This is a genomic window from Ketogulonicigenium robustum, assembly GCF_002117445.1.
GTDB classification, from domain to species: Bacteria; Pseudomonadota; Alphaproteobacteria; order Rhodobacterales; family Rhodobacteraceae; genus Ketogulonicigenium; species Ketogulonicigenium robustum.
Map to the genome: position 1 here is coordinate 92,422 of NZ_CP019938.1, position 20,968 is coordinate 113,389.

Below are 20,968 nucleotides of genomic sequence, written 5' to 3' on the forward strand. Positions count from 1 at the left end.
CCCAAATCATTTGGCCGCACAGATATAATGGGGGAGGAGACCCAGATGCGATTTCACACGACTGTCGCACTATGCGCTGCTATTGCCGCGCCCAGCCTGAGCTTTGCGCAAGATTACCCCTCGCGGCCGATCCAGATGGTGGTGCCGTGGGGCGCGGGCGGCGCGACGGATGCGGTGGCGCGGATCATGGCTTCGATCCTGCAAGAGGATCTGGGCGTGCCGGTAAACGTGGTGAATCGCACGGGCGGGTCCGGCGTGGTGGGCCATTCGGCCATCAGCAACGCCGCGCCCGACGGCTATACCATCGGGCTGGCCACGGTCGAGGTTTCGATGATGCATTGGCAGGGCCTGACCGACATGACTTACGAGGATTTCGACGTGCTCGGGCTGGTGAACTATGATCCGGCGGGCATCATGGTGCGCGCGGATTCGGGCTTTTCATCGCCGGGCGAGTTGATCGACGCCATCCGCGCGCAGCCTGCGGGTAGCTTCAAGGCCTCGGGGTCGGGGCAGGGCAGCATCTGGCATTTGGCACTTGCGGGGTGGTTGGCTGATCAAGGGATCGACCCGAACCACGTTACATGGGTGCCCAGCCAAGGCACCGCCCCCGCGCTGACCGACCTGATGGCCGGCGGGGTCGATATGGTGACTTCGCAACTGGCCGAGGCGGACGCGATGATCCGCGCCAACCGCATCCACCCCTTGGGCACGATGGGGGCCGAACGCCTGCCGACGTTCCCCGACACGCCGACGATTAACGAAGACGGCACCGGAACTTGGACGGTGGGGGCGTGGCGCGGCATTTTCGCACCTGCGGGCCTGCCCGACGACGTCCGCGCGCGGCTGACCGATGCTGTTGCCGCCGCCGCCGCGAGCCCGGCCTACACCGATTTCATGAACAGCCGCGGTTTTGGCGTGCTGTGGGTGCCCGCGGACGAAGCGGTTTCCTTCATCGCGGAATCGGATGCGAGCTTCGGCGAGGTCATGGCCGCAGCGGGCCTGCGGGGGCAGTGATCCGCCATGAAACTGAATGATATTGCGCTGGGACTGTTGGTTTTTCTGGCGGGGCTGGCTGTGTTTGCCTCGTCCTGGGGGTATTCGACGCTGCCCAACCAATCCTACGGTGCCAATACGATGCCGCTGGCGGTGGGCATGCTGGGAATGGTGACCGGCCTTGCCCTTGGCGTGCAGGGCGTCGTGCAGCGGCGCACCATCGGCCCCGTACCGTGGGCGCAGGTGCAAAGATGGCTGCGATCGCCGCGCCATGTGCTGTCGCTGGTGCTGCTGATGGGGCTGGGCGTCGCCTATATTCTGGTCGCGCCGGTGATCGGTTTTCTGCTCGCAGCGTTTCTGGTGATGTTGCCACTGATGCGGCTGGGTGGGACGACATGGCTGAACGCCATCATCGTATCGGCCCTGACCGCCGTCATCTTGCAATTGATTTTTGGCCGCTTGCTGATGGTGCCGCTGCCGCGCGGCCCGCTGAGCTTCGGCTGGCTATAACCCGCAGCGTTGGAGGTTGAGATGCAAGTTCTTATGGACGCCTTCGGCCATGTGTTTCAATGGCATGTCCTGCTGGTTATCGTGCTGGCGGCGGCCTTTGGTATGCTGGTGGGGGCCATTCCGGGGTTGACGGCCACAATGGCGACATCACTTCTGGTGCCGCTGACATTTTTCATGGACCCCGTGCCGGCGGTGGCCACCATCGTGACCGCGACCGCAATGGCGATTTTCGCTGGCGACATCCCGGGCGCATTGCTGCGCATACCGGGGACGCCTTCCTCGGCGGCCTATGTCGACGACAGCTACATCCTGTCGCGACAGGGGCGCGCAAACGACGCGCTGGGGGCGAGTTTGTTCTTTTCGGTTCTGGGCGGGACGATCGGTACGATCGTTCTGGTTGTTAGTGCGCCGCAACTAGCGGAAATCGCGTTGAATTTCACGTCGTTCGAATACTTCTGGCTGGTGATGCTCGGGCTGTTCTGCGCGACATTCGTGTCGCCCGGCACACCGACGCGGGGCCTGATCGCCCTGTTTCTGGGGCTTGGCTTTGCCATGGTCGGCCAGACGAACCCCACGGGCGAGCCGCGCTATACCTTCGGCTCGATCGAGTTGATGGCGGGGATCCAGTTCATTCCCGCGATGATCGGCCTGTTCGCGATGTCCGAAGTGATGCGCTTTTACGCCCATCCGTTCCAGAACCAAAAACCGGCGGGTGTGAAAGGGCCGATCTTGCGGCAGCAATTTGGCGTGCTGCGTCGCTACCCTGTGCAAGCGCTGCGGGGGTCTGCCGTTGGCACCGCCATCGGGATTCTGCCGGGCGCGGGGGCGGATATTGCCGCGTGGATTTCCTATGCGGTGTCCAAGCGTTTCTCGCGTAAGCCCAAGGAATTCGGCAAAGGCTCGATCGAAGGGTTGGTCGAGGCGGGGTCGGCCAACAATGCATCGGTGTCGGCGTCTTGGGTGCCTGCGCTGGTGTTTGGTATTCCCGGCGACAGCATCACGGCCATTGCGATTGGTGTCCTTTATATCAAAGGGATCAACCCCGGCCCGACGATTTTTCTGACGCAACCCGACATCATCTATGCGGTGTTCATCGTCTTCTTTCTGGCGCTGCTGCTGATGTTGCCGCTGGGGTGGATCACCATTCGCGCAGCAGGACTGTTGCTGGCGATTCCGCCACGCGTTCTGATGCCGATCATCCTGATGTGCTGTGTCACAGGGGCCTATGCGATCAACAATTCGGCGGCGGGCATCCTGATTATGCTGTGCTTCGGCGTCTTGGGCTTCATCATGGCCGAAAACGACATACCCGTTGCGCCGGTGATCCTCGGCCTTGTCCTTGGTCCGATGCTCGAGGAAAACTTCGTCAACTCGATGATCAAGGCAAATGGCAACTTCGGCGCATTCTTTGAACGCCCCATTTCGGCGGCGTTGGGTGTGTTTACCATCGCGGTGCTGCTGATGCCGATCATACGCCTGATAATGCGAAAGCAACGCATTAAAAGTGAAAGCTAAGGTATGACAAAAAAAGATATTCTACTTATGTCACCGCCTGCGAGTGAAAAGCTGGGCGACGATTTGGCGGCCCGCTTTAACGTGATCCGCTGGTGGGAGGCCGAGGACAAACCTGCCTTGCTGGCCAAGCTGGCAGGCCATCTGCAGCTGATCGCCACCACAGGCCATTCGGGGCCGGATGCCGACGTGATCGCCGCGCTGCCAAAGCTGCAGCTAATCGCATCGTTCGGCGTCGGCTATGACGGCATCGACATCGCGGCGGCGCGTCAGCATGGGGTGAAGGTGACGAACACGCCAGATGTTCTGAACGATTGCGTGGCCGAATTGGCACTAGGGCTGATGATTGCGCTGGCGCGCGACATGGTGAATGCCGATCAGTACACCCGTGCGGGCCGATGGGCGCGTGACGGCAACTACCCGTTTCAGGATGAACTGACCGGCAAGGTTGTTGGCATTTTGGGGCTAGGGCGCATCGGCAAGGAAATTGCCCGCCGCGCGCAAGCGTTTCGTATGCAGGTGGTCTACCATGGCCGCAGTGCGCAAGTCGACGAGCCCTACCGCTACTACCCCGATCTGGTGCAGATGGCGCGCGATGTGGACTGGCTGGTCGTCATTGCCCCCAGCGCGGCGGGCACCCATCATCTTGTCGATGCTGCTGTTTTGGACGCATTAGGGCGTGATGGACGGTTGATCAACGTGGCGCGCGGCAGCTTGGTAGATGAGGCCGCGCTGGTCGCTGCGCTGCAAAACGGCACTATCAAAGGCGCGGGGCTGGATGTGTTCGAGGACGAGCCGCGTCCGAACCCCGCACTGCTAACGCTGTCCAACGTGATCCTGTCCCCGCACGCGGGCACTGCGACGCACCGCACGCGGCGCATCATGGGGGATCTGGTTATGGCCAATCTTGAAGCGCATTTGCGGGGCGACCCGTTACGATCGCCAGTCGTCTAGACGTGAAAAAGCCCCCGTGAAGGGGGCTTTTTGTTATGCGTGGCCGACGGTCTGCTGCTGCACGCCCAGCCCTTCAATGCCAAGGCGGATAACCTCGGCGCCCTTGAGGTAAACCGGCGGCTTCAGCCCCATCCCGACCCCCGGAGGTGTTCCGGTCGAGATAATGTCGCCCGGTTGCAGCGACATGAACTGGCTGACGTAGCTGACCAGATGGGCTACGCCAAAAATCATCGTGCGCGTTGAACCATTTTGGTAACGATGGCCGTCAACCTCCAGCCACATCGACAAATTCTGCGGATCGTCTATTTCGTCCTTGGTCACCAGCCAGGGGCCGGTCGGGCCGAATGTATCGGCGCTTTTGCCCTTGATCCACTGCCCGCCGCGCTCGATCTGGAAGGCGCGTTCGGACACGTCGTTGATCACGCAATAGCCTGCGACGGCGTCCAGCGCCTCGGCCTGCGGGATGTAGCTGCCGCCTTTGCCGATGACGATGCCGAGCTCGACCTCCCAGTCGGTTTTGGTCGCGCCGCGGGGTATCAGAACGTCATCGTTCGGTCCGCAGATAGCCGAGGTTGCCTTGCCGAAAATGATCGGTTCGGACGGGATCGGCATGTTGCTTTCGGCGGCGTGGTCAGCGTAGTTCAGGCCGATGCAGAGGAATTTGCCAACCTGACCGACGCAGGGCCCAATGCGGCCTGCGGGCAGGATGGGCAGGGCGGCGTGGTCCAGCGCGGCGATGGCGGCAAGGCCCGCAGGGGTCAGCGCGGCGCCCGCAATGTCGGCCACATGGGCCGACAGGTCGCGTAGCTGCCCTGCGCTATCCAGCAGGGCGGGAACTTCTTGGCCCGGGGGGCCGACACGCAGAAGTTTCATGGGTCTTTTCCTTTTTCAGTAAGTCGCGCGGCCGCCCGACAGGTCGAAGACCGCGCCGGTGGTGAATGAGTTTTCGGCGCTGGCCAGCCATGCGACCATATTGGCGGCTTCTTCTACCTCGAGGAAGCGCCCGCGCGGGATTTTCGACAGCATATAGTCGATGTGGGTTTGGCTCATTTGTTCGAAAATACGGGTGCGCGCCGCTGCGGGGGTGATGCAGTTCACGGCGATGTCCAGCGCTGCGGTTTCTTTGCCCAGCGTCTTGGTCAGCGCGATGACACCGGCCTTTGACGCCGAATAGGCGCAGGCATTGGGGTTCCCTTCTTTCCCCGCGATCGAGGCGACGTTGATAACGCGGCCATAGCCCTGCGCGATCATGTCGGGCAGCAGGGTGCGGCAGACATGGAAGACACCAATCAGGTTTACGTCGATCACCTTGCGAAACTCGGCCGGGTCATAATCGACGGTCGGGCCGTTACTGCCAGCGATACCCGCGTTGGCGACCAGAATGTCGACATGCCCCAGCGCATCGCGCGTCGCCTGTGCGGCGGCTTCGACGCTGCCGAGGTCGGCTTGGTCGACGCGTACGAAATGGGCCTGTTCGCCAAGGCTGGCAACCGCATCGGCCCCGCGCGCGGCGTCCAAATCCCATATCGCAACGCGCGCGCCGCTGGCGATGAACCGCTGCGCGACAGCAAAGCCGATTCCTTGCGCGCCGCCGGTGACGACTGCGGTTTTTCCGTTCAAATCAATCGTGTTCATGGGGTGTCCTTAGCGTTCATAGGGGCGGTGAAGCTGCAAATCGGGCGACAACCGCACGCCGAAGCCGGGCTTGTCTAAGGCCGAAATATGCAGCAGGCCGTTTTGGGGCACGGGTTCATCCAGCAGCATGGGGCTGAACATCGGCACGACGTTGTCGGCCTTCGGCGCCATCATCAAAAACTCGGCAAAGGGGCTGTTTTGACGTGTCATAACAAAGTGATAGCTGTAAACGCTGGACCCGTGCGGGATGACCATCGTGTTATGCGCATCGGCCAGGGCCGAAATTTTCAACAGCTCGGTCAGCCCGCCGCACCAGCCGACATCGGGCTGGATGAAATCGCAACAACCCATTTCGAGCAGCATGCGGAACCCCCAGCGGGTGGCTTCGTGTTCGCCTGTCGTCAGCAGCATTTTCGGGGGTAGCTTTTTGCGCAGCGCGGCATAGCCCCAGTAGTCGTCGGGCGGCAGACATTCCTCGATCCATTTCAGATCGTATTCAGCGGCGGCGACGGCAACTTGGTGGGCGTAATCGACGGTCATGCTCATCCAGCAGTCGAACATCAGCCAGAAATCGGGGCCGACTGCGTCGCGCATTTGGCCCAGGCGCTCCATCTCGGTGCGGATGCCGGGGGTGCCTTGCAGGGGGTTGTGGCGGAAGGCCAGCTTGCCGCCGATGAACCCCATTTGCTTTGCCAAGTCGGGGCGGGCGCCCGTGGCATAGAAGGGTTGCTCGTCGCGCACCGCGCCACCGATCAGCGCGTGCACCGGCAACTGGCGCACCTGTCCCAGCAGATCCCACAGCGCCAGATCAACCCCCGAGATCGCGTTGATGACCAAGCCGCGCCGCCCATAATACAGCGTGGCGTTGAACATCTGGTCCCAGATCAGTTCGATCTCGTCGACACGGCGGCCTTCGACAAAGCGGGCGAGGTGCTTTTCGACAATATAGGCAGCGGGTTCGCCCCCTGTTGTGACGGCGAATCCCTTGACGCCGGTGTCGGTCTCCAGCTCGACCACGAGGGTGCCCAGCACGTTGATCCCAAAGCTTTGCCGACTTTGCCGATAGGCGGGATAGCGCGACATGGGGGTGGCGATGTGGTCGTCAATCCAGTGGTCGGCGCCTTGGTCGTGATAATCGGCCCCGCCGCCAAAGACGGTGAAGGCCCTGATATGCTTGATAATAGGGGCGTGCATTCTCACTCCTCCCATGGAAATGCAGGGACAGTGGTAATGGCGATTGTGATGCGGGAATAATGAAGTAATCTGCGGTTGCGATCACGAATTGCGAAAGGTCTGCCGATGTCGACACGCCTGAACACCTATCTGAAGGTTCGCCACCTGACGCTGCTGTTGGCGCTGGTCGAACACCGCACCATGCATCGCGCGGCGGCGGCGCTGAACATGACGCAATCGACCGCATCGAAAATCCTGCGCGAGATCGAGGATCTTTTGGGTGTCGCGTTGTTTGTGCGCGAGCCGCGCGGGATGCGCCCGACTGACAGCGGCCTGCTGGCGACCGGCTTGGCCGAGGCGGTTTTGCAGCGCATCACCCGCTTTTCGGACGAGTTGGAGAACCTGAAATCCGGCAATATGGGCAGTTTGGTGATCGGGGCGATTATGGGCGCCGCGCCCGATCTGGTCGCCGCCGCCGTGGCCGAGGTCAAGCAAGCCTATCCGCTGTTGACCGTGCGGATGTTGGGCGAGACCAGCGATTTGATCTTGGAAATGCTGCAAACCGGCCAAGTCGATATTGCGGTGGGCCGCTTTATTTCCCCCCAACAGCAGCAGATGTTCACGTTCGAGCCCTTAGCTCAGGAGCCGCTGGTTCTGGTCGCCCGCGCGGGCCACCCGCTAGAGGGGGTTGCAGGCCCCGTGCGCGCCCTGCATGAATTCGCCCAGTGGCCATGGGTGCTGCAACCCGCGACCAACCCGACGCGGCGCGTGCTTGACGCGGCATTCGTGGCGGCGCGCGTGAACCCGCCGCGTAATCAGGTCGAATCCGTCTCGGTTTTCGCAATCCTGCATCTGCTGCAAACCTCGGATGCGCTGGCGTTGCTGCCGGAATCTGTCGCGCGTGATCATTTTCGTGGGGGCATCCTGACACGTATTCCTGTGCGCGATTTGCCCGCCATTCCTGACTTCGGCATTCTGACCCGCGTGGGCGAACCGCTAAGTTTTCATGCTGCGCTGTTCCGCGATATCTTGCAAAAGCATGGTAAACAGCGGCAAGTGGCGTAATGTTAGCGCCTAAACTGCGCCAAGAGTCGGGAAAAACCTGTGAGGGACCGTGACAGCTAAACGACCGACATTGGAAGATATCGCCAAGGTGGCAGGTGTCTCGCGCGCGACGGTGTCGCTGGTCGTGCGCAATTCGCCATTGGTGGCCGATCAAACCCGTCAGCGTGTTGCGCAGGTCATGGCCGATCTGGACTATGTGCGCAACATCGGCGCGGCAAAGCTGCGCAGCAACAATAGCCACACCATCGGGGTGGTAGTGCCGAACTTGGTAAACTCTTTCTTTACCGAGTTTTTGGGCGGCGTCGAACACGTCATGGGCCAGCATGACCGCGTGGTTTTGCTGGCTAACAGCAAAGACGATCCGCACATTCAGGACGAAATTTTGCAGCGCTTTCGTGGCCACGGCGTCGATGGCGTGATTCTGTGCCCGGCCGAAGGCACCCAGACCGATCTGCCCCAGCGGATGCGTAGTTGGGGCTTGCCGCTTGTGCAGGCGCTACGTCATGTAGGCGGCGACCAGACCGATTATGCTGGGGCCGATTATGTCAACGGCGTCGGTCTGGCGTTGCGCTATCTGGTCGAACTCGGGCACAAGCGCATCGCGTTTTTGTCCGTTCCAGCCCACACCTCGGCCCGCGATGACCGCCTGCGCGGGTTTCATCTGGCACTGCAAGAAACCGGCGCTGAAAACGCCGGAATCCTCGAGGCGGACCTGAAGTGGGGCGGGGCAGGCGGCGCGGTTGACGCCCTGATGGCGCTGCCGACCAAACCCACCGCAGTCCTTTGTTTCAACGACGTTTTGGCCGCTGGGTTGATGCTGGATTTGCGCAGGGCGGGTTACAAGCCGGGGCGCGATATTTCGGTGATCGGGCTCGACGATCTGCCCATGGCCGAGCTGGCCTTTCCGCCGCTGACAACTGTGGCGATGCACCCGAACCTGATCGGGGCCGGTGCCGCCCGCCTGCTGGCCCGCCGCTTGGCCGAGCCAGACGCAGTCCCCGACCATTACACCCAGGCCCCCAATTTCGTCGCGCGCGAATCCGTGGCGGATCTGCGCGCGTAGGGGTAGTCGGCATGGGCTTGACAGCGGGGGTGCCCTCAATTTAGATCGTTCTATATAGGAAGAGACACATCCGCAGGGGAGGGCAGATGTATCAATTCAATTTCCGGCCCGTGTTCGATAATATGGATATGCTGCTGCAAGGCGCATGGCTGACGGTGCAATTGTCGCTGACGGCGATGGTGCTGGGGCTGATCGTATCCATCGTGGGGGCCGTTGCGAAAACCTCGCGTTTTGTTCCGCTGCGTTGGATCGTCGATGTCTACGTCGAGGTGATCCGCAACACGCCGTTCCTGATCCAGATCTTCTTCATTTTCTTTGGTTTGCCCGCCATCGGCTTCAGCATGTCACCCAATACGGCGGCCTTGGTGGCGTTGGTGATCAACGTGGGCGCCTATGGCACCGAGATCATCCGCGCGGGGATTGAATCTGTGCCGCGCGGCCAGATCGAGGCAGGCCGCGCGCTGGCGCTGAACCCGCTGCAAATTCTGCGCTACGTGATTTTGAAGCCCGCTTTGCGCAATATCTATCCCTCGCTGACCAGCCAGTTCATTTACCTGATGCTGACATCCAGCGTGGTCTCGGTCATCTCGGCGACCGATCTTGCGGCAGCAGGGGCCGACCTGAGTGCTACGACTTTCGCCAGCTTCGAGGTCTATCTGGTGCTGACGATCATGTATTTCTTGTTGGCGCTGGCGTTTTCGGGGCTGTTCGGCGCGCTGCGCCGTGTGTTCTTCCACTATCCTGCGAGCCGCTGACATGATCCGTGAATTTTCATCTAGCGATGTACTGTTCATTGTCGGCGCGATCCGTTGGACGCTGATCCTGTCGGCAATCGCCTTTGTGGGCGGCGCGATCGGGGGGATGCTGATTGCGCTGGCACGCACGGCGCAAAACACGCTTCTACAACGCGTGGCGCAGGCTTTTATCGCGGTGTTTCAAGGCACGCCGTTGCTGATGCAGCTATTTCTGGTCTACTTTGGCCTGACTGTCGCGGGCCTGCCGATTGACCCGCTGATGGCCGCCGCCGTTGCGCTGACGCTGCATGCCAGCGCCTATCTAGGCGAGATTTGGCGCGGAGCGATCCAGTCGGTGCCGACCGGCCAATCCGAGGCCGCAAGCGCCCTTTCGCTGTCTTACACCCACCGCATGCGCTATGTCGTGCTGCCGCAGGCGTTGCGTGTCGCAACTGCGCCGACGGTCGGGTTTTTGGTGCAGTTAATCAAGGGCACGTCGCTGGCGTCGATCATCGGATTTACCGAACTGACGCGCGCCGGTCAGATCGTCAACAACGCCACGTTCCAGCCGTTTTTGGTGTTTGGCACGGTGGCTGCGCTATACTTCGTGTTGTGCTGGCCGCTGTCGCTGATCGCGCGCCATATGGAATCGCGGATGCGCCGCGCGATAACACGCTGATTTCGTCACCTGTTTCTGAGGAGGAGAAACATGAAAACGACCCGTCGCCTATTCACTGCCCTTGCCGCCAGCACCCTGCTGGCCGGTTTCGCCGCACCCAGCCTTGCGGCTGATCTGCAAGCCATCAAAGATGCCGGCCGCGTCCGGATCGGGATGATGGTCGACTTTCCGCCCTTTGGCATTTTGGATGCTTCCGGCCAGCCCGGCGGGTATGATGCCGATGTGGCCAAAGCGCTGGCCAGCTATCTGGGTGTCGACGTGCAGATCGTGCCCGTAACCGGCCCGAACCGCATCCCTTACTTGCTGTCGGGTCAGGTTGACCTGCTGGTTGCATCGCTGGGCATCACCGCCGAGCGCGCGGAACGTGTCGATTTCTCGACCCCCTATGCAGGGATCGCAATCGGCGTTTACGGCGGCACCGATGTGCAGATCGCCGACGCGGCTGATCTGGCCGGCAAAACCGTCGCGGTCGCTCGCGCATCGACCCAAGACATCGGCGTGACCGAAGTTGCCCCCGCAGGCACCGAAATCCGCCGTTTTGACGATGACGCCAGCGCCGTGCAGGCTCTGATGTCGCGCCAAGTGCAAGCGATTGGCCTGTCGAACGTGGTCTTCACGCAGATTTCGGGCGTGGCCGGTGGCCGGTTCGAGAAGAAGTTCGACCTGTCCAGCCAAGTGCAGGGCATCGCAGTCGCGCCTGGATCAGATGCTCTGCTGGCCGAAATCAACGCGTTTGTGGTGGCGTCGCGCACCGACGGCACGTTCGACGGGCTATACCAGACGTGGCTGGGCGAAGATCTGCCCGATTTCGTTAAAAACGCTGAATAAGCTGTAGACGGGTGGCGGCCGCTCCCTTTGCGGCCGCCCTGCTTCTAGGGGATTTTGCATGAGCCAACACGCCATCACCATGCGCGGCGTCAACAAGTTCTACGGAACCTATCACGCGCTGGTCGACATTAACCTGACCGTCGCCCCGGGCGAGCGGATCGTGATTTGCGGGCCTTCGGGGTCGGGCAAATCGACGCTGATCCGCACCATTAACCAGCTGGAGCCGATCGAGTCGGGCGAAATTGTCGTCGACGGTGTGCCGCTGTCGCACGAGAATCTGTCGACGGTGCGGCAGGATGTCGGGATGGTGTTCCAGTCGTTCAACCTGTTTCCGCACATGACGGTGCTAGAAAACTGCATCCTCGCCCCGATGAAAAGCCGCAAGATGAAGCGGGCCGAGGCCGAAGAAATCGCCCGCAGCTATCTGGCCCGCGTCAAAATTCCGGAACAGGCCGACAAGTATCCCGCGCAGCTTTCGGGGGGCCAGCAGCAGCGCGTGGCCATCGCCCGCGCCCTGTGTATGAAGCCACGTATCATGCTGTTCGACGAACCCACCAGCGCGCTTGACCCGGAAATGGTCAAAGAGGTGCTGGACACCATGATCGACCTTGCCCGCGAGGGGATGACGATGCTGTGCGTCACGCACGAGATGGACTTTGCCCGTGCCGTCGCCGACCGCGTGATCTTCATGGATAAGGGCGTCATCGTCGAGGAAAACGCCCCCGACGCCTTCTTTGGTAACCCGCAGAACGAGCGCCTGCAGACATTCCTGGGGCAGATCGCATGACACGCAAGCAGATTCTGGCCCTTGCCGCGATGAAGCCTGCCGATATGGCGGCGCAGCTTGCGGCTGATTACGACGTAACCGCCGACATCGCCGCCGCAGCGTCCGCCGAGATCGTGCTGACCAACGGCGCTGTCGGCATATCAAAGGCCCAGATGGATCAACTGCCCGCGCTGCAGTTGATCGCCGTCAATGGTGTGGGCGTAGATGCCGTAGATCTGGCCGAGGCCAAGCGCCGCGGCATCGCCGTCACGACGACGCCTGATGTGCTTTCGCTGGCTGTTGCCGAACTTGCCTTGGGGCTGGCATTGGCGACAGGGCGGCGGATCGCCGAAGGTGATCGTTTTGTCCGTGCCGGATCGTGGGCCGATGGCGGCAAATTGGCCCTTGGCCAATCTGTGCTGGAGGGGCGGGCAGGCATTCTGGGCTATGGCCGCATCGGGCGGCGTTTGGCCGACCTGCTGCGCGGCATGGGCATGCAGGTTTTCTACACTGCGCGCGCCGAAAAAGCGGGCACCCCCGATACGTTCGAGGCCGATCCGGTGGCCTTGGCCGAAAGCTGTGACGTGCTGTTTGTCACCGCCACAGGCGGCCCCGATACGCGCGGGTTGGTTGATGCCGATGTGTTGCAGGCCCTTGGCCCGCGGGGAATTTTGGTCAACGTCGCGCGCGGGCCGGTGGTCGACACCCCCGCATTGGCGGCTGCGCTGGCCGCGGGTACTATCGCGGGCGCGGGGCTGGATGTGTTCGATGATGAACCGCAGGTGCCCGATGCGCTGCTGAACGCGCCCAACACGGTGCTGACGCCGCATATCGCATCAGCCACCGAAAACGCGCGCCGTGCCATGGCGACTTTGGTGCTAAAAAACATCACCGCCTATACGGCGGGTCAGCCGCTGCCCAGCAAGTACGAGGGTTAGGATGGATTTTCTGTGCATTGGCGAGCCGCTGGTTGAATTTACCAACCCGGCGGATGATCCCGCGCGCTTCAACCGCTTGGCGGGTGGCGACACGCTGAACACCGCGATCTACTTGGCGCGCTTGTCGCCAGCTGGTGCGGTGGGCTATCTGTCGCGCCTCGGCGATGACAAGATGAGCGATTACCTGGCCAGCATCATGGTCGATGAAGGTTTGGTTGATTTGTGCCAGCGCGAAGTAGGCGGTCGCCCGGGCCTTAGCTTTATCACCACGGACAGCACGGGCGAGCGTAGCTTTACCTACTGGCGCGATCAGGCGCCCGCGCGGCGGCTATTCAGCGACCAGTCGGAAATTATTGCATTGGAACAAGCTGATACGTTGTTTCTGTCCGGCATTACATTAGCTGTTTTGCATCCACAGGGTCGTGCGTCGCTACTGGCTGCACTCGCCGCGCGTCGTGCGGCAGGCGCGCAAATCGTGCTCGACACCAATTACCGCCCGCGTCTTTGGCCCAATGCGGCAACGGCCGCAGAGGTCATCGGGAAGGCTGCCGGCGTCGCGACGCTGGTTCTTCCCTCGCTGGACGACATGAGCGGTGCTTTCGGTACTGATGACCCGCAAGAGGCATTGGCTTTGCTGATGCATTTGACCAAAGCCGAAATCGTGCTGACGACAGGCGGCGGTGACGTGCTTTATCGCGCGGCTGGGCAGGATACGGCCCGCGCTATAGCCATCGCCGAACCGCGCGCCGCGTGTGATACCACCGGTGCAGGCGACAGTTTCAATGCCGCGTGGCTGACTGGTCGCAAGGCGGGCCTCAGCATCGACGATGCCATCGCGCGTGCTGCCGCTTTGGCTGCCGAGGTTGTCTGCTACCCCGGTGCGATCATGCCGCGCGCCGCTATGCCTTTTGCCGCCTCAGGTACACAATGACCGCCACATTCGACCCCCAAATCGCCGCCGCCCAGCTTGTCGCCACGCGTAACGGCCAGCCGCGCGCCACAGGTTTGCAACCGCCGCCGACGGATGTCGTTGCCGCCTATGCCGTGCAAGGCCATGTGATGCGCACGCTGGGCGGGCCCGCCTGCTGGAAAATGGCGATGATGGGCGGCGTCGACCGGCAAGCCGGCGCGATGCCGGTGACGATCCTGTACCCCAATGGCGGGCATGTCGCCGGCCTGCCGCACGACGCGGCGATCGAGGTGGAAACGGCCTTCGTCCTTGCGCAAGACCTGCCCGCCGATTGCACCCTTGATGAGGTTGTCGCGGCGGTCGGTGCTGTGCATCTGGCTTTCGAAATCGTTGCCTCACGCTTCGCCGATCGAAGTGCAATCACCCCTTTGACCGCATTGGCCGACAGCTTTAGCTCGGCGGCGATTGTGCTGGGCGATGCGATTGCAGATTGGGAGTCCGCCTTGCAGCGCCCGCTCGGCCTCAGTCTGACGCGTGGCGCAGATGCCCCCGACACTGTCGAGATTGTGCCGACGTTGGCGGAACAAATCGATTTTATCCACTGGCTCGCGGGTCACGCCGTAGCTCACGGGCTGCCGCTGGTGGCGGGCACTGTCATCATCAGCGGCGCGCGGATCGGGCCTATCGCGATGGCAGGCATTGAAACCGCATCGGCGCTAGGGGGCGGGGCGAGTGTTTCGGCTAAATTCTCATATTCCGCATAATGAACGGCATTTAACCCTCTAATATACCGGCATTTTGTGGGGTACGTATGCCGGAATGAAGTGTGGCGCTGGCAATGTCTTCCAGCTGTAGCTTTAGAAACGCCAGCGTCAGCGCGGGCTGCCATGCCATTGCGGCGGCGACAACTTCGGGCGTGTAATCACCCGTACGCCCCAGCAGATTGAGGGTGCTGACGACACGCCCATCCGCTACCGCTGGCAGGTTCATGTTCGCGGTAAATCCCAGTGCCTCAATCTTCTCGCAATCGAAAAACGCAGCTGTGAATTCGACTAGCGTGTGGGATACGAACAGGCGTTTATCCATAAAAACAGTATGATAGTGACCGTTCTTTAGAAGTATTTTGAAGTTCTAGACAGGGTAGGCATCCGCATTGTCGGAATAAACGCGGCGGATGCGCATGTTCGTCAAATCGTAGACCGATGCCGTTGTCAGGCCCGACGGGGCGCAAGCTGTGGCACCCTCCAACACATAGGCGAAAACGCTAGCGGCGGCATCTGGGGCAGCGGCGAGTGCGTGGGCGTGCGCAAGGTCGGGTGTCGTCATCTTTTGTCCTTTGGCGGTGTAATGGGCAGGCTGGCCAAGCGTGCACTTTATGATAACAACGCCAAGCCCCATCCCGCGAAACGACAGGTTACCCATGGCAAATCGCCCCCGTTTTACGGCCCGTCAGGCCGGCTTCTTTGTGCTCGGCTGCCTTATGGTGGTGTTGGGGGTAATCGGCGCCGTGCTACCGTTGATGCCGACGACAGTTTTCCTCATCTTGGCGGCATGGTGTTTCGGCCGTTCGTCGCCGCGGCTTGAGGCATGGCTACTGAACCATCCACGCTTTGGCCCCACATTGCGCGCGTGGCGCAAAGACGGAGCCATCCCGCTGCGGGCAAAGTACTTCGCGGTGGGGGGCATAACCTTGGGCTACGCTCTGTTCTTCTGGGGCGCGCGCCCTGGTTGGCTGCTGGCGATTGGGGTGCTAATCCCGATGGCAGCCATCGCGATGTGGATCGTAACCCGGCCGCTGCCGCGAAACTAATGCACAGTTATCCTATAATTTATCTTATGTAATATATATCTAGGCCAGCAGCAGGCCGCCGTCGACGTGTATGGTCTGCCCCGTAATGTGCCGCGCGCCGCGCGACAGTAAAAACGCTACCATTTCGGCGATATCGGCGGGCTCGCCCAAGCGGCGGTTAGGGGTGATTTGGGCGGTGCGTTCCATCGCGGCACTGGGCGTTGCGGTGTGGCCGCCGGCGTCTTTGCGCACGAAACCGGGCGCCACGCAATTCACGCAGACGCCATCGGGGCCTAACTGGACAGCGAGCGTCTTGGCCAGTGCCTCTAGCGCGGCTTTGGCGGCGCTGGAGGCGGGAAACAACATGTCGTTCACCCCAAACCCGTGCGCGACAAAGCTGCTTATGGCCACGACGCGCGCGTTATCAGCAGTCTTCAGATGTGGCAGCGCCGCCGTCATCAGACGTAGAAAAGCGACCGGCATAATCGCGAAGGCGGCTTCCAGATCCTCGGGTTGCAGGTCGCCAATATCGGCCCGATGCGCCCTGCCCGCATTAGACACAATGCGCCCGAGCCCGCCGAAGCTGGCGATGGCCTGTGCGACCAACGCCGGTGCGGTTTGTGGGGCGGCCAGATCGCCGACCATGGTGACCACACTTGCGCCGTCAGCGCGCAGCGCATCGGCCAAGGCATTCAGGCTCGCAGTATTGCTGCCGGTGTGCAGTATCAGCCGCGCGTCGGGGCCGCCGATACGCCGCGCGATGGCCGCGCCTATCCCCGTTGCCGCGCCCGTAATCAGCGTGATCGGTTCCATTACAGTAATCCCTTCCAAGCGCGGGCCAGCAAAACAAGGGCTGACACGAATGATATCGCGATGATCAGCGGCTTAACCCGCGCCTTCGTCAACAGCCCCCGCGCGAAGCCCGATGCAAGCAGGCCCAGCATTGCAAATGGCGTCATGAATGCGCCCAGCACCAGATCGTCGCGCCCGAAGCCGCCCGTTGCGGCCAAGGCCGCGATTGAGATCAGCGAGCCGACAAAGAAGTATGCGTTCAGCGTGGCGCGCATGCGGGCGGGCGGCGCATTTTGGTACACCAGCGCCATGGGCGGCGCGCCGATGGATGTCAGCGTGCCCATGAAGCCCGAAACAGCGCCTGCGCCGAACAAGCTGGCCGGCGATGCTTTGAATGTCGTACCCAAAAGGCTAAGGATAACGGCCAGCAGCACGGCAAGACCGAAGACGCCCGAAAATGCGTGTGGGCTGAGGGTGCCAATGGCCAGCGCCGCGCCGATGGCCGCAACGAACCGGCCCAGCAACGAAAACCCAAGATCGCTGCAATCGACATCGCGCCAATCGCGCAGCGTCGCGCCAATGCAGACTGCCCCCGCCATCACCAGCATCGGCCCCGGAACGAAAACGGGACTGATGACGGCCAGCAGCGGCGCGGCCAGCATATTGAAGCCGAAACCCGTCACGCCTTGGACGGCACCGGCGATGAAAACAGCAACAATGGCGGCAAAGCCCGTCCAGCCCAGCAGAAATTCCAGTGTCATAGGCCGTCGTTCCAGCAGGCCGCGAAGCGGTCGCCATCTTTGCGCACCAACGGCGGGGCTTGAATGCGGCATTTCTCGCTGGCCAACGGGCAGCGGGGGTGAAAGCGGCACCCACTGGGCGGGTTCGCTAAATCGACGCTTTCGCCCGGGTGCACGATCCGCCGCCGCGTGCGCTGCACAGCCGGGTTTGCGACGGGCACGGCCGATAGTAGTGCCTTGGTATAGGGGTGGATGGGGCGACTATAGATGTCGGCGCGCGGGGCAATTTCGACGATGCGCCCCGCGTACATAATCGCCACGCGGTGCGAGATATGCCGGACAATGGCCAGATCGTGCGCGATGAACAGAAACGAGATGCCGAGCTCGCGCTGCAGGTCCTGCATCAGGTTCACCACCTGCGCGCGGACCGAAACATCCAGCGCAGACACCGGTTCATCCGCCACGATCAGCGATGGCTTCAGTGCCAGCGCGCGGGCAATACCGATCCGCTGGCGCTGCCCCCCAGAAAAACTATGGGCGAACCGATCGACCGCATCGCGCGGCATGCCGACCTTGTCCATCAGGTCCTGCACAACGCTGCGCGCCTCGTCGGGGCCCGCGACAAGTCCGTGCACGATCAGCGGTTCGGCCACGATGTCACCGATTTTCATGCGCGGGTTAAGCGACGTGTACGGATCTTGCAGGACGATCTGCATACGGGCGCGCAGCTTGCGCAACGCCTCGCCGCTGGTGTGGGTGATGTCGCGGCCTTCGAATATGATGCGCCCGTCGGAACTGGGCAGGCGCCGCAAAATCGCACGGCCCACGGTGGTCTTACCTGACCCGCTTTCGCCGACCAGCCCCAAGGTCTCGCCCGGTGCAATGTCGAACGAGACGTCCGTCACCGCGTTCACGCTGCGCTTTTTACGCAAGAATCCACCGGCTGATAGCTGGTAATCAATCGACAGACCCGCAACGGAAAGTGTCGTGTCACTCATACTTGCTCACCTTCCCATGCGGGTTGTCCGGCCTTGCGGCAGGCCACCATGCCATTGCCATGGGGCCGCAGGGTTTGCGGTGCGCGACAGCCGTCATCGCCCAGCGGGCAACGCGCCAGAAAAGCGCAGCCTTGCGGCGGGTTGCGCAGGCCGGGGGGTGTCCCCTCGATCGAGACAAGCCGGTCTTCGTCAACATCCAGCTGCGGGGTCGAGCGGATGAGGCCCTGCGTGTAGGGGTGCGCTGGCGCGCCAAATATGTCGTCGACAAGGCCGGCTTCGATGATCTGACCCGCATACATGACCGCCACCTTGTGGCACAGGCCCGCGACAATCCCCAGATCATGCGTGATCAGGATGATCGACAGGCCCATCCGGTCCTGCAAGGCGGCCAGCAATTCCAGAATTTGCGCTTGAATGGTGACATCCAGTGCGGTCGTAGGCTCATCCGCGACGACCAGATCGGGGTTGCAGGCGATTGACATGGCAATCATCACGCGCTGGCGCATGCCGCCAGAAAATTCGTGCGGGAACTGCCCCAACCGCCGCTGTGCCCCCGAAATGCCGACGGCGCTCAGTAGCTCGGCCGCGCGGGCTTGCGCCTGTTCGGTGGTCATGCCCAGATGCAGCTGCAACACTTCGCCAATTTGCGCCCCGATGGTCATCAGCGGGTTCAGCGACGTCATCGGGTTCTGGAAGACCATGGTCATGTCCTTGCCCCAGACGCCATGTTGGTGGCGCGCTGCCCCTGCCCCGATGATCGGCTGCCCTTTCCAGTAAATCGTGCCGCCGGTGACGCGGCCCGGCACGTCGATCAAACCCATGATGGCTTGGGCAGTGACCGACTTCCCCGACCCGCTTTCACCGACGATGCCCAGCGTCTCGCCGCGCGCCAGCGTCAAGTTTACGCCGCGCAGCGCGTGGACGGTACCGTCGCGCGTATCAAACGCGACTTCCAGATTGTCGACCTGCAACAGGGGATGGCTCATGCGCTGTCCTTTGTGGGGGTCTTTGTGGCGGAAGGGGCGATCTTGCATCGGCGGGCCGTCAAGCTGCGGGCAAAGCGTTTCTCGCGCTCCTCGGGGTTGGTGGTGACGCGCAGCCAGTTGGCGAACAGGTTGATCGACAGCACGGTTGCGACAATCGCAAGGCCCGGGAATGTGACCAGCCACCACGCGATAAACAGGTAGTCGCGCCCCGACGCCACATCGAGGCCCCATGACGTTGCTGGCGGTTGCACCCCGAACCCGAGGAATGAGACCGCAGCCTCGGCCAGTACGATATTGGTGAATTCCAAGATCAACAGCGTCAGAAGTGGCGAGACAAGGTTCGGCAGGATGTGTTTGAAGATGACGCGGGCCGGTTTGCAGCCAATCACCTCGGCCGCCTCGACATAAGGGGTCTGGCGCGTAGCCGATACGATGCCGCGCACAAGGCGCGCGTACACCATCCAGTTGGTGATGGACAGTACGATAACCAGCGTCCACACCCCCGGCCCGATGACCCCGACAATCAGCAAAATCAGCAAGATACCGGGGAATGATACCTGAATGTCCACCAGTCGCATCAGCACGGAATCCGTCCGCCCGCCTGCATAGCCCGCCCACAGCCCGATACAGGTGCCCAAGGTCGCGGCGATCAGGCTGGCCAGAATGCCGATCATCAGCGTTGCCCGCGCGCCCCATATTAACCGCGAGAGGACATCGCGGCCCAAATTGTCGGTGCCCAGAATATGCGCCCAGCTGCCACGCTCATGCCAAACGGGTGGCGTCAGGCGGCTGGTCAGGGCCTGCGCGCTGGCATCATAGGGGGCCAGCAGCGGCGCAAACAGCGCGGTCAGCAGGATGAGGACGATGACGATCAGCCCGAAAGCCGCCATTTTGTCGGCCCAAAGCTCTAGCCAGAACGCTTTGAAACGGGTGAAAAGCGCGGCTGCCATCAGTTCAACTCGATCCGCGGGTCGACCGATTTGGCGATGATGTCCAGCAAGATGCTGATCACCACGATAAGACCGGCGATGATGAAAACAATGGCCTGCATCAGAAACAGATCGCCGCGCTTGATCGCTTGCACGGCGGTGTTGCCCAGCCCGGGCCAGGCGAACACGGTTTCGATCACCACCGTATAGCCCGACAGCGCCGTGATGAATTCCCACCCCGCGATCGAGATGAAGGGCACCAAAATATTGCGCAGCGTGTGAATGCGCAGGATGCGCGGCAAGCTCAGCCCCTTGGCGCGGGCGGTTTTGACATAGGGTTTGTTCAGTTCCTCGATCATGTTGGCACGCACCATCATGGTAAAGCGCGCCAGCGGCGCCAATGCCATTGTGGCGGCAGGCAGCACAAGGTGCCAGACTGACCCTGCCCCCGATGTGGGCAGCCATTTCAGCCAGACGGCAAAGACCATGATCGCCATCAAGCCCACCCAGAACTGCGGCATGGCCAGCCCCAAAAGCCCCACCGATGTTGTCAGCCGGTCAACCACCCCGCCCGGACGCAGGGCCGCAATCGCCCCCAGCGGCACCGACAGAATGATGGCAACGCCCAGCCCCGCGCTGATCAACATCAGGCTGAACGGCAACCGTTCGAACACCACGTCAACGGCCGCCCGCCGCTGCCATGTGCTGTCGCCGAAATTCAACGTCAGGATGTCCCAGCAGAAGCGAGCGAATTGCGTGGGCAGCGGTTGGTCCAGCCCCAGTTGCGCGGCGAAGGCCGCGCGCTGTTCGGCCGTCGCGCTCAGTGGCAGCATCAGCGCCACCGGATCGCCAAAGGTGCGGGTAGCCAGAAAAACGGCCGTCGTCACGCCAAAGACGACAAGCACACCTTGCAGCAGTCGACGAAGGATGAAGTCCAACACGAGGCAGGTCCTGTAGTAAGATTTTGGTGGGCG

At 62.0% G+C, this 20,968-nt stretch carries 25 protein-coding genes; 14 read left to right on the forward strand and 11 right to left on the reverse strand.

Features of this window, described 5'->3' with window-relative positions; genetic code table 11:
- The first annotated feature begins 27 nt into the window (after window positions 1–27).
- The 4 genes from BVG79_RS12580 to BVG79_RS12595 are packed head-to-tail and all read left to right on the forward strand — an operon-like array spanning window position 28 to window position 3,969.
- Window positions 28–1,014, forward strand: a complete 987-nt coding sequence (locus BVG79_RS12580) for a Bug family tripartite tricarboxylate transporter substrate binding protein (RefSeq protein WP_085787466.1) — start codon at window positions 28–30, stop codon at window positions 1,012–1,014.
- 6 nt (window positions 1,015–1,020) lie between these two features.
- Complete coding sequence (locus BVG79_RS12585; protein ID WP_085787467.1) at window positions 1,021–1,503, forward strand: tripartite tricarboxylate transporter TctB family protein; 483 nt, start codon at window positions 1,021–1,023, stop codon at window positions 1,501–1,503.
- Between the two features lie 21 nt (window positions 1,504–1,524).
- Entirely contained in the window at window positions 1,525–3,018 is a 1,494-nt protein-coding gene (locus BVG79_RS12590) for a tripartite tricarboxylate transporter permease (RefSeq protein ID WP_085787468.1), read from the forward strand.
- 27 nt (window positions 3,019–3,045) lie between these two features.
- Window positions 3,046–3,969, forward strand: coding sequence for a 2-hydroxyacid dehydrogenase (locus BVG79_RS12595; RefSeq protein ID WP_236951484.1), 924 nt, complete (start codon window positions 3,046–3,048; stop codon window positions 3,967–3,969).
- A 33-nt stretch (window positions 3,970–4,002) separates the two neighbouring features.
- Here BVG79_RS12595 and BVG79_RS12600 read toward each other — a convergent pair whose 3' ends face one another.
- The 3 genes from BVG79_RS12600 to rhmD are packed head-to-tail and all read right to left on the reverse strand — an operon-like array spanning window position 4,003 to window position 6,798.
- A complete protein-coding gene (locus BVG79_RS12600; RefSeq protein ID WP_085787470.1) occupies window positions 4,003–4,842 on the reverse strand; it encodes a fumarylacetoacetate hydrolase family protein in 840 nt (279 codons plus the stop codon).
- Between the two features lie 15 nt (window positions 4,843–4,857).
- Window positions 4,858–5,604 carry an SDR family NAD(P)-dependent oxidoreductase gene (locus BVG79_RS12605; protein ID WP_085787471.1) on the reverse strand — a complete coding sequence of 249 codons (747 nt, stop codon included), beginning with the start codon at window positions 5,602–5,604 and terminating at the stop codon, window positions 4,858–4,860.
- Between the two features lie 9 nt (window positions 5,605–5,613).
- Window positions 5,614–6,798: an L-rhamnonate dehydratase gene (gene rhmD, locus BVG79_RS12610; protein WP_085787472.1), complete on the reverse strand. Its 1,185-nt coding sequence runs from the start codon at window positions 6,796–6,798 to the stop codon at window positions 5,614–5,616.
- Between the two features lie 105 nt (window positions 6,799–6,903).
- Between rhmD and BVG79_RS12615 the strand changes: the two genes are divergently transcribed.
- The 9 genes from BVG79_RS12615 to BVG79_RS12655 all read left to right on the forward strand — a co-directional run bounded on the left by BVG79_RS12615 (window position 6,904) and on the right by BVG79_RS12655 (window position 14,524).
- The gene (locus BVG79_RS12615) at window positions 6,904–7,842 is read left to right on the forward strand and encodes a LysR substrate-binding domain-containing protein (protein WP_085787473.1); all 939 of its coding nucleotides are present in this window, start codon (window positions 6,904–6,906) and stop codon (window positions 7,840–7,842) included.
- 49 nt (window positions 7,843–7,891) lie between these two features.
- Window positions 7,892–8,905, forward strand: a complete 1,014-nt coding sequence (locus BVG79_RS12620) for a LacI family DNA-binding transcriptional regulator (RefSeq protein WP_085787474.1) — start codon at window positions 7,892–7,894, stop codon at window positions 8,903–8,905.
- Window positions 8,906–8,991: 86 nt separating this feature from the next.
- On the forward strand, window positions 8,992–9,660 hold the full coding sequence (locus BVG79_RS12625) for an amino acid ABC transporter permease (RefSeq protein ID WP_085787475.1): 669 nt from the start codon (window positions 8,992–8,994) through the stop codon (window positions 9,658–9,660).
- Window position 9,661: 1 nt separating this feature from the next.
- Window positions 9,662–10,318 (forward strand): amino acid ABC transporter permease, encoded by a 657-nt coding sequence (locus tag BVG79_RS12630; RefSeq protein WP_085787476.1) that lies wholly within the window; start codon window positions 9,662–9,664, stop codon window positions 10,316–10,318.
- Window positions 10,319–10,348: 30 nt separating this feature from the next.
- On the forward strand, window positions 10,349–11,146 hold the full coding sequence (locus BVG79_RS12635) for a transporter substrate-binding domain-containing protein (protein ID WP_085787477.1): 798 nt from the start codon (window positions 10,349–10,351) through the stop codon (window positions 11,144–11,146).
- Window positions 11,147–11,204: 58 nt separating this feature from the next.
- Window positions 11,205–11,933: an amino acid ABC transporter ATP-binding protein gene (locus tag BVG79_RS12640; protein ID WP_085787478.1), complete on the forward strand. Its 729-nt coding sequence runs from the start codon at window positions 11,205–11,207 to the stop codon at window positions 11,931–11,933.
- Window positions 11,930–12,850, forward strand: coding sequence for an NAD(P)-dependent oxidoreductase (locus BVG79_RS12645; RefSeq protein WP_085787479.1), 921 nt, complete (start codon window positions 11,930–11,932; stop codon window positions 12,848–12,850). Before BVG79_RS12640 ends, BVG79_RS12645 begins: the two co-directional genes overlap by 4 nt.
- Window position 12,851: 1 nt before the next feature.
- Entirely contained in the window at window positions 12,852–13,781 is a 930-nt protein-coding gene (locus tag BVG79_RS12650; RefSeq protein WP_085787480.1) for a sugar kinase, read from the forward strand.
- Window positions 13,778–14,524: a hypothetical protein gene (locus tag BVG79_RS12655; protein WP_085787481.1), complete on the forward strand. Its 747-nt coding sequence runs from the start codon at window positions 13,778–13,780 to the stop codon at window positions 14,522–14,524. Before BVG79_RS12650 ends, BVG79_RS12655 begins: the two co-directional genes overlap by 4 nt.
- Window positions 14,525–14,534: 10 nt before the next feature.
- Here the strand turns inward: BVG79_RS12655 and BVG79_RS13755 are convergent, their stop codons facing one another.
- Both BVG79_RS13755 and BVG79_RS13760 read right to left on the reverse strand, forming a co-directional pair.
- Window positions 14,535–14,846 (reverse strand): hypothetical protein, encoded by a 312-nt coding sequence (locus BVG79_RS13755; protein ID WP_236951485.1) that lies wholly within the window; start codon window positions 14,844–14,846, stop codon window positions 14,535–14,537.
- Window positions 14,847–14,891: 45 nt separating this feature from the next.
- Entirely contained in the window at window positions 14,892–15,086 is a 195-nt protein-coding gene (locus BVG79_RS13760; protein ID WP_236951486.1) for a hypothetical protein, read from the reverse strand.
- A gap of 94 nt (window positions 15,087–15,180) precedes the next feature.
- Here BVG79_RS13760 and BVG79_RS12665 point away from each other — a divergent pair, with 94 nt between their 5' ends.
- Window positions 15,181–15,570: a YbaN family protein gene (locus BVG79_RS12665; RefSeq protein ID WP_085787482.1), complete on the forward strand. Its 390-nt coding sequence runs from the start codon at window positions 15,181–15,183 to the stop codon at window positions 15,568–15,570.
- Window positions 15,571–15,609: 39 nt separating this feature from the next.
- Here the strand turns inward: BVG79_RS12665 and BVG79_RS12670 are convergent, their stop codons facing one another.
- From BVG79_RS12670 to BVG79_RS12695, 6 genes are read right to left on the reverse strand one after another with little or no spacing between them, the layout of a single operon-like run.
- Window positions 15,610–16,362, reverse strand: a complete 753-nt coding sequence (locus BVG79_RS12670) for an SDR family NAD(P)-dependent oxidoreductase (protein WP_085787483.1) — start codon at window positions 16,360–16,362, stop codon at window positions 15,610–15,612.
- Entirely contained in the window at window positions 16,362–17,102 is a 741-nt protein-coding gene (locus BVG79_RS12675; RefSeq protein WP_085787484.1) for a sulfite exporter TauE/SafE family protein, read from the reverse strand. The genes BVG79_RS12670 and BVG79_RS12675 overlap by 1 nt, the downstream gene beginning before the upstream one ends.
- Entirely contained in the window at window positions 17,099–18,079 is a 981-nt protein-coding gene (locus tag BVG79_RS12680) for an ABC transporter ATP-binding protein (protein ID WP_085787485.1), read from the reverse strand. Before BVG79_RS12680 ends, BVG79_RS12675 begins: the two co-directional genes overlap by 4 nt.
- Complete coding sequence (locus tag BVG79_RS12685; protein WP_085787486.1) at window positions 18,076–19,065, reverse strand: ABC transporter ATP-binding protein; 990 nt, start codon at window positions 19,063–19,065, stop codon at window positions 18,076–18,078. The genes BVG79_RS12680 and BVG79_RS12685 overlap by 4 nt, the downstream gene beginning before the upstream one ends.
- Window positions 19,062–20,015, reverse strand: a complete 954-nt coding sequence (locus tag BVG79_RS12690; RefSeq protein WP_085787487.1) for an ABC transporter permease — start codon at window positions 20,013–20,015, stop codon at window positions 19,062–19,064. The genes BVG79_RS12685 and BVG79_RS12690 overlap by 4 nt, the downstream gene beginning before the upstream one ends.
- Window positions 20,015–20,935, reverse strand: a complete 921-nt coding sequence (locus BVG79_RS12695; RefSeq protein WP_085787488.1) for an ABC transporter permease — start codon at window positions 20,933–20,935, stop codon at window positions 20,015–20,017. Before BVG79_RS12695 ends, BVG79_RS12690 begins: the two co-directional genes overlap by 1 nt.
- Window positions 20,936–20,968: the final 33 nt, after the last annotated feature.